The sequence below is a fragment of the Paenibacillus gansuensis genome (assembly GCF_042684925.1).
Taxonomy (GTDB): Bacteria; Bacillota; Bacilli; order Paenibacillales; family DY6; genus Paenibacillus_N; species Paenibacillus_N gansuensis.
Genome location: NZ_JBHUME010000005.1, coordinates 25,719 through 42,407, shown reverse-complemented (window position 1 = coordinate 42,407; position 16,689 = coordinate 25,719). Strand labels below are relative to the sequence as shown.

Annotated in this window: 9 protein-coding genes; all 9 read right to left on the bottom strand. The window is 45.8% G+C overall.

Features of this window, described 5'->3' with window-relative positions:
• Positions 1-158: 158 nt before the first annotated feature.
• Entirely contained in the window at positions 159-2,468 is a 2,310-nt protein-coding gene (locus ACFSUF_RS04195) for a helix-turn-helix transcriptional regulator (protein ID WP_377600458.1), read from the bottom strand.
• A gap of 188 nt (positions 2,469-2,656) precedes the next feature.
• On the bottom strand, positions 2,657-5,386 hold the full coding sequence (locus tag ACFSUF_RS04190) for a carbohydrate-binding protein (protein WP_377600456.1): 2,730 nt from the start codon (positions 5,384-5,386) through the stop codon (positions 2,657-2,659).
• Between the two features lie 375 nt (positions 5,387-5,761).
• Positions 5,762-7,909, bottom strand: coding sequence for a right-handed parallel beta-helix repeat-containing protein (locus tag ACFSUF_RS04185; RefSeq protein ID WP_377600454.1), 2,148 nt, complete (start codon positions 7,907-7,909; stop codon positions 5,762-5,764).
• Positions 7,910-8,498: 589 nt separating this feature from the next.
• Positions 8,499-10,196: an extracellular solute-binding protein gene (locus tag ACFSUF_RS04180; RefSeq protein WP_377601716.1), complete on the bottom strand. Its 1,698-nt coding sequence runs from the start codon at positions 10,194-10,196 to the stop codon at positions 8,499-8,501.
• 107 nt (positions 10,197-10,303) lie between these two features.
• Complete coding sequence (locus ACFSUF_RS04175; RefSeq protein ID WP_377600452.1) at positions 10,304-11,185, bottom strand: carbohydrate ABC transporter permease; 882 nt, start codon at positions 11,183-11,185, stop codon at positions 10,304-10,306.
• Between the two features lie 18 nt (positions 11,186-11,203).
• The gene (locus tag ACFSUF_RS04170) at positions 11,204-12,175 is read right to left on the bottom strand and encodes an ABC transporter permease (protein WP_377600449.1); all 972 of its coding nucleotides are present in this window, start codon (positions 12,173-12,175) and stop codon (positions 11,204-11,206) included.
• A gap of 151 nt (positions 12,176-12,326) precedes the next feature.
• Positions 12,327-13,949, bottom strand: a complete 1,623-nt coding sequence (locus ACFSUF_RS04165; protein WP_377600447.1) for a response regulator — start codon at positions 13,947-13,949, stop codon at positions 12,327-12,329.
• On the bottom strand, positions 13,946-15,697 hold the full coding sequence (locus tag ACFSUF_RS04160; RefSeq protein WP_377600445.1) for a sensor histidine kinase: 1,752 nt from the start codon (positions 15,695-15,697) through the stop codon (positions 13,946-13,948). The genes ACFSUF_RS04165 and ACFSUF_RS04160 overlap by 4 nt, the downstream gene beginning before the upstream one ends.
• Positions 15,694-16,578: an AraC family transcriptional regulator gene (locus tag ACFSUF_RS04155; protein WP_377600444.1), complete on the bottom strand. Its 885-nt coding sequence runs from the start codon at positions 16,576-16,578 to the stop codon at positions 15,694-15,696. Before ACFSUF_RS04155 ends, ACFSUF_RS04160 begins: the two co-directional genes overlap by 4 nt.
• Positions 16,579-16,689 lie beyond the last annotated feature (111 nt).

The following is a 16,689-nucleotide window of genomic DNA, read 5'->3' as shown; positions in this document are numbered from 1 at the left end:
AAACTTTGTACCTTCCGCAAACTACTTTCATTGTGCAAGAAGTAAGCAAGTTGGAACAGCATATTATCTGGATTTCTCTGACTATCCAAATGTACAATTTATACTTTTCTGCAAAAAAAAGAGGCTCTTAGGCCTCTTATACTCCAGTTCTATGCAGTTTATCCAATTGATCTTTTTAAACGGTATTCCTTAGGGGTGCTGCCATATTTCTTTTTGAAAATCCGGTAAAAATAGCTTGCGTTCGAGAAGCCAACACGCTCCATCACCTCATTTATACTGATATTCTTGCTCTCCAGCAACAGGGAAGCGTGCCTTAACCGGACATCATTAATAAAATCTACGATAGATACAAGCTCTACGGCTTTAAACTTGCGGCCAACATACGCGGGGGACATCTTGATCATGTGGGAAATGCCCTGAAGGCTAAGATTAGAATCGGAATAATTGGATTCGATCACTTCTTTGATGGTCTCGACCAGAACATCGTTGCTTTCTTCGTCGACATTCTTATGTTTCTCGCTTATGCGCAGGGCCGTCTCAAGAAAAGTCTCCTCGATGTCGGATAACGATTCCCCATTCAGAATGATCTGATGTAAGTCGACTGTATCGACAGCAACAATACTGATCCGATTGCTGTTAATTTCTTTAAGGGTATTCGTAATAATAAACAGAAGGTGAAACAAATAACTGATAATACCGTCATAATCATACTTCCGCAAGGAAGTGAAAATGTCAGTTATAGCCTCTTGTACATCTTTTTTACGGCCCGCCTTAATGCCTTCGGAAAGTTTACGTTCGATATCATGTGTAATAACGGATTGCCTGGATTGAAGATTCTCTTCTACCATTTGGGGATAGATAACAGCCGCGTCTCCGAACAGAAGTTTATAGGACAGGATGCTCAACGTCTGATTATAGGCGGATGCCATTTCTTGATGAGAATGGAACTCGCGGCTCATCGCCGTTGAGAATGAGAGTTTGTAAAAGACATGAAAGACACGATTAGCCTCCAGAAGTAAAGTCTCAATTATACTTATATCCCATTGATCACGTCGGCTTATGACAGCCAATGTATACTCATTGCGGATATCCACACACTCACAATAGAATCGGGAGGAAACGAGCTCCTTAATAATATTAGACAGGGCAAAAGTATATAGCTTTCTCTCATTCGAGCTGTATGTATCCGTATAAGCTTTGTAACGATCCATCTTCATCACACACACGATGAATGGGCCATCCTGCGAAGATATTTGCAGGTCATGGTCCCGGATATAAACCTCCCAGTTTTCTTTGCTGAACGAAACGCTCTCTGTTATGACGCGGCGCAAATAATAGTCCTTAACGATGTCTTGATTATCCCTTTGGGCATCCTTTACGACATTTAACTTATCCATCACTTGATGGAATGCTTCACTTACGTATGTAAGCTCATCCCTCCTTCTTCCTTGAAAAGCCTCCTGGCCTTTAATTTGCGCAAGTAAACGATTAACCGGTACGTAAAGCTTGTGGGATATCCATATGGACATTAGCACGGATGCAATAATAAATGTAAAGGAGATATAAAAGAATGTTGTTCTCATTTTGATGATTCGCTTCATGACGTTATCATAGGGCTGAATGGTAACGACCATCCAATCGTTGACATCGGTATTCTGAAAGGAAACAATGCTCTTTTTGCCGCCGATCTCCTTGACCCGGAATCCCATTGGGCCGGACTTCAGTTCTTCCACGATACTGATGATCTGCCTCTGATCAGCCATTTCAAATGCTCTGTCTGTGTAGAACAACCCTTCTTGGTTTAGCAGCAGCGTATGGGCATCGTATTCCGTATTCTCGTTCATGGCACCAAGGTTGTTGAACAACCATTGCGGTTTAATGTTAAGAATTAGAGCCGGCTCCCCTGGCTGATGCGTATTCAAGGAGTCAAATATAACATAAGAGAATACATCCATTCCGCCGTCCTTTGAATATAAATTCAGGGGAAATAGCTTGTACTTACGAATGTCGTGGTTGTTGTTCATATACTTCAAAACGGAGCTCTTGATTTCATCCTCATTCATGGCGATATTGATATCGGACTGGAAAAGAGTTGCCTTGTCCTGTCCCCTGTATAGAACAACAGAATGCACAAAGGAGGTGGAGTCGATTGTTTTATTTATTTTGTTAGTTACACGGATGAGATCGATTGGCTCATTGGTTCTGCTATAAATAATGGAAGCGATTTCATTATCATTGTACAAATTGACTGCCAGATTCTGTACAACATCATTTATAAATGAAATGTTGGAATTTACCTGGTTGAGAACGCGTTGATTGGCATGAAACTGGATGTCCAAAGCGGTTCTCTCCGACTTAAAGTACAGAACAGTAAAAGAGACACTCAGACTTATTAACAGAAGCATCGTAATGGACAGCATAATTTTCTGTAAATATTTTCTTGAGCGATATAGTTCCAGAACCTTCATCCGCGTGTCTCCCCATTCTGACATTTTCGTTATGGTGCCCTTATCATAAATCAAACCGGTAGGAACCACAATGGAATCTATAGATAATATGCAAAAGTCAGAATCGTACAATCCGGCTTTTCTCCAGTCTTGACACCCCTCTCAACAAAAAAGCCGGCAGGACCCAAATGCGTCCTGCCGGCTTGCCCTTAATTGCTGACGTTGACCTTCATCCAACCATCTCCAACAAAGGATTCATCGGTCCATACCGACCCTCCATCGAACTTGCCGAAATGATAACTGGTGCTGACATCTGCACCGCTGGACCAGCCGTAAGCACCGTCGATTGTATTTTGCTGCCCCAGGACAATGGCGTATTCCGTACCGTTTACCAATCCGGTATAAGGTATGGCTGCATTCACAACAGCCAACGTTCCTGTTATAGAAGACGCATTAATAGTTGCGGAAGCAAGCGGTGAACCCGTGGGTTTCCCTCCGCTTGTAGCGTACAGCTGTACCGTTACATTGCTGGGATTACCATATATGCGTTTCAACTTAAGATCCACACTGACAAGCTTATTGTTGGTATTGGCGAGGAAGGTTTGCCATCTTTTCACTTCGTTGCTGGAGGATCCGAAAGTGGCCGCACCAGTTCCGTTGTGGGACAGATCGATAACGGTAACCGCAGCAGGATTCGTTGTAACAGTCAGGCCGGAACTGGCCGCAGACACATTGCCTGCCGCATCCTTGGCCTTAACACTAAAGGTATAAGCCGTGTTCGCGGTTAGACCTGTAACCGTTGCAGTCGTACCTGTTACAGTGGTTACATAGGTAGTCCCCCGATATACATCGTAGCCAGTTACACCCACATTATCTGTAGAAGCAGTCCAAGACAAATTCACACTGGTACTCGTCTTCGACGGGGAGCTCAAATTCGTTGGTGCCGAAGGTGCTTGAGTGTCTGCAACACTTATGCTGTTTGAATAAATTTTGATCCAATCCAAGTTTCCGATGCCTGCGTTTCCTTTAAATACAAAGTATAGATTCTGCACACCGCCGGTCCCGCTGAGCGTTGCAGATTGACGGCCGTAGCTGCCCCAATCTCCTGAGCCCACAGTGGTAAGGGTCCCTAATAGAGTACCGGTTGGGCCGCCGGTGCGAACTTCAATTTGCTGGCCGGCATAATTGTAGGGAACTCCCAAGGATACCTCGACGCTGTAAGGACTTGTTTCCAGATTAATACTGTTATAAGCAATCCAATCTCCGTGATCCAAATTTCCAATGGCTGAACCATAGTTCATAATCCCTGACATAGAACTGTAGTTTTCTGCCTCCAACTTCTTCACAGTAGGGGAATCCGGATATGTGTTTCCGAACTCGTAGGCTCCGATATCAGGAGCTGAACCGGAATACGGCAGACCAACATTGACCCCCGTATTAACGGTCGTGCTCGCAGAGGAGGATGGAATGTAATAAGGTGCGGGAATGGCGCCAGTCTTTTTCATCCCCGGGTCGGTATTGAAATTATTCGATTGCTGCCAATTGGTTGGGACGCTATTATGCTGAACAAAAGTAGGCACATTGTGATAAATATTATTTTGCACTTGGAAATTACTCATGTTTGCAGAGGAGCTGGTCAGGGTACGGATACCAACGGGAGTGTTTATGAAAATGTTGTTCTTGATTTCACCGTTTATGAATGTTCCGCTTTCAGCGCCAAATTGAATGCCGATCTTGTAATTATCAAATATATTATTGTAAACCTTCATCCCGGAGAATGCGTACTGACGGGAATTCATAAGAATTCCAGCATTGTCGGCCCTCGTGGATACTTGTGGATTGCGAAATACATTATGATGAATCAAATTGTTGGAAGAATTCCCAACCCTGTAGTCAACAACCCCGAATTGAAATTGCTCCATATAATTGTTATAAATTTGTCCGTTGCTTACTAAAAATTCGATAGCTTCTTTCGGACTGTCTACCCGCTCCGAGATGATCTGGTTATCGTGCACTTTCAAAGATGTGACACCCGGTGCTGTCTCCAGCTTGTTGACAAATGAAAACCAATTGTTTGATTTAATATTATAAACTTCACTGTTCTCAATTACATTCCATAATTCCATGGACGCATCGGATCCCCAGAAAGGATCGTAGGAATTGACATGGATCGTGCTGTCATGAATTTTCACACCCTTCAACCAACCGCCGCCTGCTCCGAATTTAATCCCATATCCACCGGATTCGGTAATGTTTATATTGTGAATATCAGCTCCTTGTAGTCCGGACAGCATCAAAGCACCCGAGCTCCATCCATCCAAATCCCGAGAGGTTTCCGTTAATCTGATGTTGTATAATTGGATACCAGATCCGTAATAACTTGGTTCGACGTTATCATCAGTCCAATATCCATAGACCTTGATACCGGAAAAATGAGTATTGCTGACATTGATATCATGAAGCGTTACATTGTTCCTTCTAAAGACAAAAATCCCGCTTTCCAAAGCTCTTTGCATTCCATCAATTGTAAATCCGCTCAATGTTTGATTCCCGTTCTGCGGTGCACCCTCAGGGGATTGGAGCATAATCAGAGCCTCCAGATATGGATCTACAGCAGCGGAGGACTGAATGATCGTATTATTGACACCCTCGCCCTCGACATTTACGCCAACTGGGATATAGCTGATTTGGGTTTCCGTATATGTGCCCGCCTTCAAATGAATGGTGTCCCCGGAAGCTACATGTGCCGAAGCATATGCAAGCGATTTCCATGGGTTTGTTGATGTACCGTTACCGGTACTGTCGCTTCCGTTCGGAGCAACATAATAAGTGCCTGCTGCATGCGCAACATTGCCGCCCTTACCTGAATAGGAGCCGGAGCCAATGAGAGCGATTACAAAAAAGAGTGTTATTACCTTTTTCCATTTACTAAGAAACATCAAATTCATCTCCTCCATATGTTCTTCGTTTTTCAATTACAGCGCTTAACAGATTTGCCTTCTGAACCTTTCGAAGAAATGCGTCCCTCCTTTACGCTTGATATAACAATCTTGTTACAAAATCATCCACTTAGAAATTGTATTATTTATACTTTCTTATCTTTAAAATCATCCATGGGTATATACAAAATGTACATCTGAATCGCTGGGAGGACATTGCAGCAGCAAAGTTATTTGCACAGCCGGAATACTCTATGCAGCGTAGGGATCGAGTCCTTCAAATCAGATATAACCTGCCAGATGAATATCCGGCAGGTTATATCTACGAGTATAATGATTGCCGCGACTCCCTCGGTTAGGCCATGGTGGTGACGGTTACGCGAACATAAATTCCTTTGATTCATCCCCGTATGAGACTCGTTTTTCCTTCGAGCGGGGCCCAACCCTGGAAGTATGGAATGGACGGAACCCCAGAGACATGGCTAGTGAGTCCGGCTGCAATGAAAATGGGTACTCCCCGTTATCGTCCAACAGGGGATCGACTACGATAGAATGTTGGTCATAGCCCAATTGCCGCCATTCCTCCAAGACCAGCCTTTCCGTTACCATTTGATTCTCCCCCATTGACCAGTAAAGATTGTGGGCAATTAGAGGACCATCCGACATATCCCACAGTAGATTAAGATCGGAGGTGAACAATCGGGAGTTCAACCATGCGTACCAGGAACCGAAGAAGAACGGTTTCTCGTCCGTTATTAATAAATTTCTTTCCAATGTAAATTGATTCCACCCATCGAGTATAGGAGAGGCCTGCAGAGCGAACAAACCCTCTCCCGCGAAAGCGAAGATATTATTACGAATCAAGTTCTCTCTTCCGATATGCTGGAAATAAGCATAACTGTCTACGTTATAGATTAGGTTATTTTCGACTACAATGTAAGAACTGCCTTCGTCGGTATAAATACCCGAGCCCCCGTAACCCCCTTTGCGGACATCATGGATCAGATTCCCCCGGATTACGGTACCGGGTTGAACTCCCAATGTATAAATCGCCCCCATATCACTGAGAACACCTTTTCCAATGTCATGCAGATGATTGTATTCTATAAGGTTGCTGTGGGATACATTCTCAGCATAGCCCCAAACCCAGCCGCAGGAAATTCCGTTGTGGTAGCAATCGTGGATATGGTTGTACGAGAAGGTGTTGCCTGAAGCATGCATGCTTAGGATTGCAGCAGCACTGTTGAATACCCTTCCTATGGCGTGGATATGGTTGTCCGTGACTTGATTGCGGCCGGTACGTCTTGACAAAGGCCCGTTCGCTTCACTCCCGTTCAGCTTTACGCCGCCAGCACCGGTGTCATGAATGTGATTGCCCGCCACATGGTTGCCCATGCACCCATCCCCCAGTTCAATTCCGTAATGACCGATATGCCTTATGGTACAATCCTCTACAGTACAGGACTTCGCTCCTTCAAAATATAAGACCCCTGGGACAGTAAAGGCAGATTGTATAGGAGAAGCGTAATCGATTTCGGGCATCTTCAGCCGTTCTCCCCCTCCGCCTCCGGATGTCAGGACCCAATCGCTGTACTGGAAGGTTATATCCTTAAAGGCCAGAAACTCCACAAAAATGTTCTGTTCCGGCTGACCGACAACTCGGATGAACTGGGTTGTGACAGGTACTACTATCTCAGTGTTCCCGATCAACTCCCCCGGCATCGGGATATAATAAAGTTTCTCTTCAATCCGATCCATGTACCATTCCCCCGGATCGGTCAACTCCTCGAATACGTTCTCAATGTAATAGCGGGCAAATCCGTTCTCGTGGGAATCCATTAAGGCCATCGCACTTCTTCTGGAGGAACGAACCATACCTGATGTTTCATCAAAGGATTGAACCGGCATCCTCTCATCAATCCATAGATGGTTAACTACCACCTCAATGTCGGTCAGGTTCCTCCAATTCTTAAAGTCCCCAGGCTCGCATTGAAATTTGTCGGAGCCCTGGAACAACACCTCAAAGATGCTACGCCCCTTGTCCAATCCGGGCACATCCAACATGGTATAATATCCGGTTTTGGGCAGGCGGGTTCTGGAGCGCCGCTCCCCATTGACGAACAGCTGCCGGAACCCCCTATCTCGGTTTACAGCCTCTGGCAGCTCCGATACCCATACCTTCTTCCCGTTTACCCGCTCCTCTTTCCAGCCTTGAATCCTTACTCCTCCATGCCATACGGCTTGTTCCCCGGGATACGAACGATAGGTAACTGGGGCCGCATCACGGGAATCGAACTCTAGGGGTTTCCATACAGGATACATCCCTTCCCGCAGCCATACTGTAACAGGTTCATGCATATAACCCAGCCTTTTGCGTGCCCGAAGAAGATCTCTCACCCGCTCTAAGGTCCGTAATGGACCGTCCGTTCCTTCTTTATTTCCGTCTGGAAACTGCCCCGACCAATTGTCATTCCCGTTCGGTGAGACATACAGATCCTGTTTGGAAAAATGTGAAGCACCCATACAAACAGCCTCCTCAGCTAATTGTAATTCATAAATATTACTCTGCTGCAGAAAATATTGCGTTCGACTAAGAGCATAGAAAGAGTCCCTTCCGCAAAGAGCATATCCCCTCTTGCCCACCCCATTATGTATCAAACTTTAAGTCAGTTTAAAGTGTACATTTTATACTTTTATATTCGAAGTACGAGTCTTCCCAATTGTTCTCATCCTACAGGGCCTGAAAGGACCATATCGCTGACTTTCTCTACATGGTTACATCCCTGCGGATCTTATTGGGCCAACTACTTATGAGTATCCTTGAAAAGAACAAGCTGCCCCTCCTACATGGTTAGGGGGTGGAGTTATGCGAGCATATCAGTGGGAACGCGGGAGCGAATAACAAAATCTGCTGTAATAACCCGTGCCCCAGAGCAGCTAGAGACCATAGTTATACATCCAATGTGATCCGCACGCCTCCGGTCGAATTGATATATCCCAGAAGCAACGTTCGGCTCGTTAATCATCCAGAGTAGCTGTTACTCACAAACACGAACATTTCCACAAGCAAAAACCCGACCCGAGTAAAGCAGCCCCGGGCCGGGTTTTACGTTTATTTCAAAGATTGATACCACTCATTTACTTCCTTCGTAATCTGTTCTCCGCCTTGGGCGTTCCATTTCTCAACAAAGGCATCGAATTCGGTCAGAGGAAGTTCACCATAAATGATTTTTGCATACATTTCTTTCTCCATTTTATCCAGGAAGGCTTTCTTGATTTTCATCGTTTTCGTAGGAGCCCCCACAAATTTCTCTGGTTTGGATATGTCCTTCTGCTGCATCACGATACCGCCGGCTTGAATCCAGAGCGGGTCCTTGGCCGCATCAATCTTCTCGAACGGCGTTACCGGCTGAGCGCCGGAAGCAAGTTTCGCCAAGGTCTCCAGTTCAAGGGTAGGTATTCTTGCCCCGTCAAACGTTAATGTATATTTTGAAACCACGACTGCGCCGCCTGGGATTTTGTTGGTGTCTGTAGTCGGCTTTCCGTCTACATTCGCCCAATCATACCCTTCGGCCATACCGAATTCAAACTCTCCGCCAACCTCAGGATTTGCAAAATGATCGAATAAATAATTCTGATAAACGATAAACGCATCAGGATTCTTCATATCTTTATTAATCAAAACTACACCGTTATTGGTCAACGTGCCTTTGCGCATCGCCTTACCGTCAGGTCCGGCAGGAATCGGATAAGCACGGTACTTGGCCGTCTTGACGTTATCGGTCAAAGCGTTTAAAGGCCAGCCGGGCATCCAGTGCGGACCCAAAACGATACCGGCTTGACCTGCGATGAAGAGATCAGACGCTTTTACTTCATCTACTAACCCGGCATCCTTGGGAACGAAACCTTTCTCCATCCAGCTCCGCAGCTTCTCCAAGCCCATTTTCGCTTCCGGCAAGGTCGAACCGTACACTAATTGGCCGTCTTTCTCCATCCATTGATTAGGCAATGCGCCATAAGCTCCGAAGATAGAGCCGACGCCGGACATCCAGGTATTAAGCTGATTTTTGAATCCGAACGTTAATCCGTAAGTGTCCTTTTTGCCGTTGCCATCCGGGTCCTGTGTGGAGAAGGCTTCGATGGTTTTCTCCAGTTCGTCTATCGTTGCAGGAGCCTTCATACCTAGCTTGTCCAGCCAATCTTGACGGATCCACAGCACTTCATCCGTATTGTAGGCATAATCCAGGATGGGAATCCCGTATTTCTTGCCGTCGCGGATATACGTATTCCACACGCTTGGATCTCCGCTCATGGCCTCTTTCCATGAAGCAGAAGCATATTTCTCGAACAGGGGACCGACTTCCATAAATTTTCCCGATTGGATCAGTTCGTTGGCTAACTCATCGTCGCGGAACGCCAGAACGTCGGGCATGGTCTGATTTGCAGCTAAAGCTAAGCGCAGTTTCGTCTTTAGAGCATCCCCGTTCGCCACGGTCCAGTCTGTTTTAATATCAATCCCCAGTTTCTCTTTTGCCCATTTCGTATGAACATTGTTCTCCATCGTCTCCCCATTCTTGAATTTCACATCGCCTCCAACAATTCTTACTGTTGATAACGTAATAGGCGGATCGAACTTTCCGTTGCTGAACGGTGCGGAGTAGGGATTATCGGTTGCTGCTTGGGCGGGTTGAACATCTTCTGGAGGCTTATTACCTTCGCCATTTTGATTCGTGTCTTTGGTACAGGCTGACAACAACATGAAACTCATCAGCAAAATGAGTAAAGCAGAATACGAGACCCCTTTGTTCATCCTTTTCACGTAAAACCCTCCTGAATGATAGTAATAAATATAATAATTGATATCCCCTATTCATTTTCATCTATCTTAAGGATAGTCAAGTTATTACCGCAGTTGATCTATTCTTTCACTGAACCGAGCACCATTCCTTTGACGAAAAACCGCTGAAGGAAAGGGTACACCAGAATTACAGGAATCATAGCTATAAAAATTTGCGAGGCTTTCACGGTTCGGTTGGAAATCGCCGCGACCACGGACGGGTCCACATTCATTCTGGAGAAATCCTGTTGTACAATAATCGTCTGCAATAAGGTGGAGAGCGGGTATAAGTCCGCATTGTTAAGAAACACGAGCCCTGAAAACCATTCGTTCCAGTAACCTACCAAAGTAAAGAGCGAAATGGTGGCGAGTGCCGGCATAGATATCGGCAGATAAACATGGATCAGGCACTGAAAATGGCCGCCGCCGTCAATATATGCCGCTTCCGAAAGGGATTTCGGTACCGAAGTGCGAAAGAAATTCAACAGCAGGATCATATTAAATATGTTCACCGCACCGGGTAACACCATGACCCAGAACGTATTCAGCAGGTGCAGTTTTTGAATCATAATATAAGTAGGAATCAGTCCGCCATTAAATAACATGGTGAATACAAAGAACCATGCCCATGCGTTCCGCCCTCTAAATTCCTGCTTTTCTTTCGATAACGCAAAGGCGATCATGACGGTAATCATTATGCTAAGCCCCGTCCCTACCACGGTTCGTGAGAAGGAATTTAGTAAAGAATCCACGAAATTGGGATTCCCCAACGTTAATTTATAAGCCTCGAAGGTAATATTGATAGGCAGCAGGCCCACCAGGTTCGCATCAGCGGCGGATTTATTGCTTAACGACACGGCCAGAATATGAATAATAGGAATGATACTGGAAAGCGCCAGAACGGCCATGATGACCGTATTAATACAGGTAAAGATTCGATAGGAAGCTGATTTATATGCCATGTGCTCCTGGACCACCTTCTAGAAAATTCTGTAGTTCGCAAACTTATAAGCCATTCGATAGGCAATCGCGATCAGTACGAGACTGACCACTGATTTAAACACGCCGACTGCCGCGCCAAATCCGAAGTTCCCCTGCAATAAAGCAGCTCTATAGACGTAAGTGTCGATAATATCCCCTTTGCTGATGACGAGGGCATTATAAAGGTTGAAAATCTGGTCAAAGCCTGCGTTAAGAATGTTGCCGAGTGATAAGGTGCCTACTACAATGACAATGGGCAGAACGGAAGGCAGTGTGACGCTGAGCGTTTGCTTCCAACGATTCGCCCCATCCATCAGTGCCGCTTCATAAAGCTCAGGATTTATACCTGCAATGGCTGCCAGAAACACTATGGCCCCGAATCCGTAGTCTTTCCAGACATCTGTAGCGATTAAGGTAATCCGAAACCATGTACCGTTGCCGAGAAAGAAAACGGGCTCTCCCCCGAAGAATACGATGACTTGATTGACCAGTCCGCCTGACGGAGATAGAATATCGATCAAGATTCCACCCAGTATGACCCATGACAAGAAATGAGGCAGGTAAACGAGCGTTTGGATGGAGCGTTTGAACAGCATGCCTCTCACTTCGTTCAACATAAGCGCGAAGAATAATGGCACTAGTAAGTGAAAGATGATCTTGAAAGAGGCAATCCACAACGTATTCCATATTACCTGCTTCACTTCATCAAACTCGAACATCGTACGGAAATGTTGAAGTCCTACCCACTCCGATCCTGCAAAGCCAGTCCATGGCTTATAATCTTGAAAAGCCATAACCAATCCCAGCATAGGAGCGTAATTAAAAATCAACAGCAGCAGCGCCCCGGGAAGCAGCAGCGCATGCAGCGGCCAATTTCGCCTAAAATTCCATCGTTGCTTTGAGCGGTGAGGTTCGTTGAATATACCTGGTATTGCATCCGTTGCGGATTGGACGTTAGCGGCTGTGTTCATGTCCTTCTTCCTTCTTTCCTATCTATCGTTATCTTCTGTCCTGATTATAGAACACCGAAAATCGCAGAGATATATGAACATCTTTAACTTCGTAGCAATATATTTAACGAAAAAAAGAAGCAGCAGAGCCTTGAAAGCGCTCTGCCCCTTCTTATGGAACCGGGCAGGACCGGTCCTTGTATTCCTGCGGAGTTTGGTTATAGCAGGTTCGAAACACTTTAATAAAATAGGCTACGTTCTGATAACCTGTTTGTTTGGCAACTTCGTAGACTTTCAGGTTTGTATGTTTCAGCAGGTAGGTTGCATGCTCCATTCGAAGCCGTAAAATATAGTCACTTACTCCTCCCCCGGTTTCGTCTTTAAAAAGGCGGGATAAGTAGGCAGGATGAATATAAACCAGCGAGGCAAGCGCAGTCAGTGAAAGATCCTCTGACAGATGGTTTACGATATAGTCCTGAATCTGACGAACCATATGATTCCTGTTATGTCTCGATTCTTCCCATATATCGTCTCTTATGGAGCGCAGCGCCCGTAAGGTCCATTCCTCCGCCTTGGTGCGGATCCGCAGGCCTTGACCCCATAAGAAGCCGTATTCACTGCTTATAATCTCTGACAGATGACGCCCGTGATGGTGCGCGATACAGGTAAATGCCGCAATGATCCCGTGCACAGCCTCCATAATATGCTCTTCAGAGCCTTCCCAGGAGCTGGCAACCTCCAACCAGATGTCCTTGACCTTGATCTCGGCCTCGTCCCATTTGCCCGCCTCCAGAAGATGCAGCAGCGTCGGCGACTGATAAGGGGTTTTTAACGAACCTACCTTGGCATCCTTGTTCTCATGCGATACCGAGAGGAATAACGCAGTCCCTTGATTGCCGTATTTACGCAGATAGGAAAGAGCGCCGTTGTAGGCATCCGACAAGTCATCGGTTAAGGCAGCACTCCTGCTTAATACGACGGTGACCAACAGCTTCAGATATTGTTGAATACATTCCTGGAGTTTTACGCTTAAGTTCTCCATGGCACCCGCAGCGGATGTAAATTCAGCCGCCGGTTCCTTTTGCTTTAACGCGATGACCAGGTAATCGTGAACGTCCCGGGTACTCCAGAGACTGAATCCTCCGTTAAATACCTCTTCCGCCATATTAATGATCGCATATTCGTAGAGCTGCAAACTGTAGGGATCCTCCGGGTCAACCCCCGTATCCAGCCTTACCAGCAGTAATACCACCCGATCCTTTGGAGTAAAGGGCAGTTCTAGCATATTGAATTTAAGCTCCAAATCCCCTTGCCTCTTATACTGTCCATGCAGCAGTTTCAACAACAGATTCCCTCTCAAGACAGGAAGATGCTCTCTTAAGGTGTACATTGCTTTTTGCATTGAACTGGCTTGATTCCATTCGTTATGTATTGCATCCACGGCAGCTGTAACGGTACAGATAATCTCTTCATCGCTGGCCGGTTTCAGAATATAGTCGAATACCTTTCGGCGCAATGCAGACTGGGCATAGTGAAACTCCTTATGTCCCGTAAGAAGGATGCATTTGGTTTTGTCCCATCGTTCTTCGATAGCTTGCACCAGCTCCAGTCCGCTCATCTCTGGCATCCGGATATCGGTGATGACCACATCGACCGTTTCTTCCTCCATTAGCCGAATAGCCTCAAAAGCAGACGTAGCGGATCTAACCGTATGAAACCCGATCCCGCTCCATTCGATCGTCCCCAGTAAGCCTTCTATCACCGAGATCTCGTCATCCACTATAAGTAAATTCATTCTGATACCGCCTCCTGATAGCTGACTGCAACCTTCCACTCCAAAACGACTTTGACTCCCCCTAAAGAGCTCTGTTCGTAAACAAGCTCCGTCTCAGAGCCGAATTGCAGCAGCATCCGCTGATACACGTTCCAGATACCGCATCCCATGGTCTCATCAAGGACAGACTGCAAGTTGCGGTGAATCCGGTCGATTTCCTGCGAACTCATGCCTGCACCCGAATCCTCAATCACAATCCGGTTCACTTGACCCTCAACCTGTCCTGTAATTCGGATCATTCCTTCCCCGCTTTTGCGTTCGATTCCATGAATAATCGCATTCTCTATAAAGGGCTGCAGAATGAGTCTGGGAATCTGCAAATGATACATCTCCAAGGGTACGGAATTCTCAATTTGAAACCGCTGCATCCGCAAGTCCTGAATTCGTAAGTAATGCATAACAAAGCCGATTTCTTCCTCCAGCGTACACGTTTGCGTCTCCGTCCTAGTCGTATATCGAAAGTACTCCCCAAGACTTAGGGCCATCGCGATTACAGCGTCCTTTTCGCCGATTCCGGCTTTATTCTTAATGTAATATAAGCAATTGTAAAGGAAATGTGGATTGATCTGGGATTGAAGCTGCTTTAACGTGGCCTCTCTTAAATGCAGCTCCCCTGTGTAAACTTTTTCAATCAATTCTTGGGTTTCCTCTGCCATTTGGTTGAATTGGTCGATCACAAAGCCGAACTCATCGTTCCTTTGTTTCCGGATCCGCACGGCAAAGTCCCTTCGCTTAATATGCTGCAGGCCCTTAATTAATTGTTTCAACGGTCTCTGCACATTGCGGTACAGCATAAATACAGCAAATAAACCTAAGACAAGAAGCAGGACTATCGCTATGTAAAAAAGATTTTGAAAATGTTTCATCGGACTTACAATCTCTTCAAAAGGAACATAATGGATCAAGTAGGCATCCATCGACTGCAGCTTACGCACACTGACCAAATACCTGATGTTATCGAGCTTAATAACCCGGTTATACTCTTTTGCTTTGTCCTCGGTTATAGAGAGGGCTTGAATGACCTTGGGTATAATCGGACTAACTGCTTCGTGATCAGTGACGGCCCCGTACTGGGGATAATACAGGAATGGCTCGCCCTTTAATTCCCTTCCGAAGGCTTCAAGCATGCGCTTCATGTGAGACGAAGAGAAACTGACCTGAACTACCGCTAAAGCGCTCTTCACGTCGGGCTTCTCACTGAAGGGATCGGCTAGATAGCTTACGAATTGGTAATCCTCCCTCCCTCTAATGTTCATTTGACGGTACCGCCATTTATAATCGAATTGCTCCTTTAACTCCCCCATCGAAAACTCTACCCGCCCAACCGTCGAGATCACTCTGGAAACGCCCGGGAAAAACAAGGACACCTCGCTCTGCCATCGGCCGGCGGAGATTTGCAGGAATATTTTTTCCTCTAGACGGTGCACGGCTTTGGCATAATCAAAATACATAGGAAAGTACTGGCTAGTGGCAAACTCCTGAACATCCGGATCTTTAAGTAACATGGACGCATTATTGCGGATCTGCTCCACTTGAGCATCCATCTGCGTACCGAAGTAAGAGAGCTGATTTAATTTCTCTCCTTGAACCTCTTCCTGCAGTACACTGACACTGATTTTGTTGGAAATAACAAATAAGAGGATGACCGGAGCCAAGATAAGCACAATTAAGATCATCATCTTCGAGAATAGAGAAATCGTTCTGTTCATCGCATTCTGTCCCTGTATCCTTTCGGTGATATGCCGGTCCAACGTTTGAATTGCCTGCTGAACGTGCCTGCGTCTTGATAGCCAAGTAAATCTCCTATATGTTCCACACTTAACTGTTCGTTTGTTAACAGCAGCTTGGCTTCATGTAGGATAAGGTCGGAAAGATATTTTCGCAGGCCTTTGGAATATACGCTTCTGAATACCCGGTTGCATTTGGACGGGCTGAGCCCCATACTGCGGCAAATGTCATTTATCGTTAGATAAACGGGTTCTTGCACAGCCTGCTTCCCGGAACCTGGTGAGCTGGCATACAGGCGGGAATGCGCCAGTTTCTTCAGTTCCCCGGCGATTTTCTCGGCCATTTCCAATGTGGAGAGATCTACCCCGGCATCCTCGGAGGGACGGATGGAGGGCAGTCCTTTTGCAATCGTTTCCAAAAGCTGATATAATTTCGCGATCATTTTCATTCGATTTGTCACCACAGCTAATCCGCTTGAGTTTCTCACCAGCAGAAAGATTTCTTCGCATATACGATTTAATCCTTGTGTGAACGAATCTTGGGCGGAATACATCCATTTATCGGATAGATTCAACATTCGGATCAGCTCGGGATCGTCCATTGTAAAATGAAAGCAGAAGAAGGTGCAGGAGGGTTGCTTCGTTTCCGCGGAATGCAGCTGATTCGGTCGCAGCAGGACTGCATCTCCTGAGGAAAGCTTATAACGCTCTGCGTTCATTTTTAGTTCCAGCTGACCCTCAATAATATACATAATCTCAAATAAATGGCGATGAGAATGTTCCGGGTACGACCACCCCGAACTGACACTGTCCCAATGCAAATCAATAAGTGAAAGATTGGTTTCCAAGGATACCGGATTCATAGGATCACCCCTGACCCCATTATAAGGAGCTGGTGAACCCCATCTCTATATCATAATTTATAACTTCATATCAAGATTCGAACAAAATGGCTATATCCATGATGGTTCTGG

Bases quoted from the DNA above. Each gene is read 5' to 3' on its own strand.
- ACFSUF_RS04195 (WP_377600458.1), bottom strand. From the start codon at position 2,468: ATGAAGGTTCTGGAACTATATCGCTCAAGAAAATATTTACAGAAAATT.
- ACFSUF_RS04190 (WP_377600456.1), bottom strand. From the start codon at position 5,386: ATGTTTCTTAGTAAATGGAAAAAGGTAATAACACTCTTTTTTGTAATC.
- ACFSUF_RS04185 (WP_377600454.1), bottom strand. From the start codon at position 7,909: ATGGGTGCTTCACATTTTTCCAAACAGGATCTGTATGTCTCACCGAAC.
- ACFSUF_RS04180 (WP_377601716.1), bottom strand. From the start codon at position 10,196: ATGAACAAAGGGGTCTCGTATTCTGCTTTACTCATTTTGCTGATGAGT.
- ACFSUF_RS04175 (WP_377600452.1), bottom strand. From the start codon at position 11,185: ATGGCATATAAATCAGCTTCCTATCGAATCTTTACCTGTATTAATACG.
- ACFSUF_RS04170 (WP_377600449.1), bottom strand. From the start codon at position 12,175: ATGAACACAGCCGCTAACGTCCAATCCGCAACGGATGCAATACCAGGT.
- ACFSUF_RS04165 (WP_377600447.1), bottom strand. From the start codon at position 13,949: ATGAATTTACTTATAGTGGATGACGAGATCTCGGTGATAGAAGGCTTA.
- ACFSUF_RS04160 (WP_377600445.1), bottom strand. From the start codon at position 15,697: ATGAACAGAACGATTTCTCTATTCTCGAAGATGATGATCTTAATTGTG.
- ACFSUF_RS04155 (WP_377600444.1), bottom strand. From the start codon at position 16,578: ATGAATCCGGTATCCTTGGAAACCAATCTTTCACTTATTGATTTGCAT.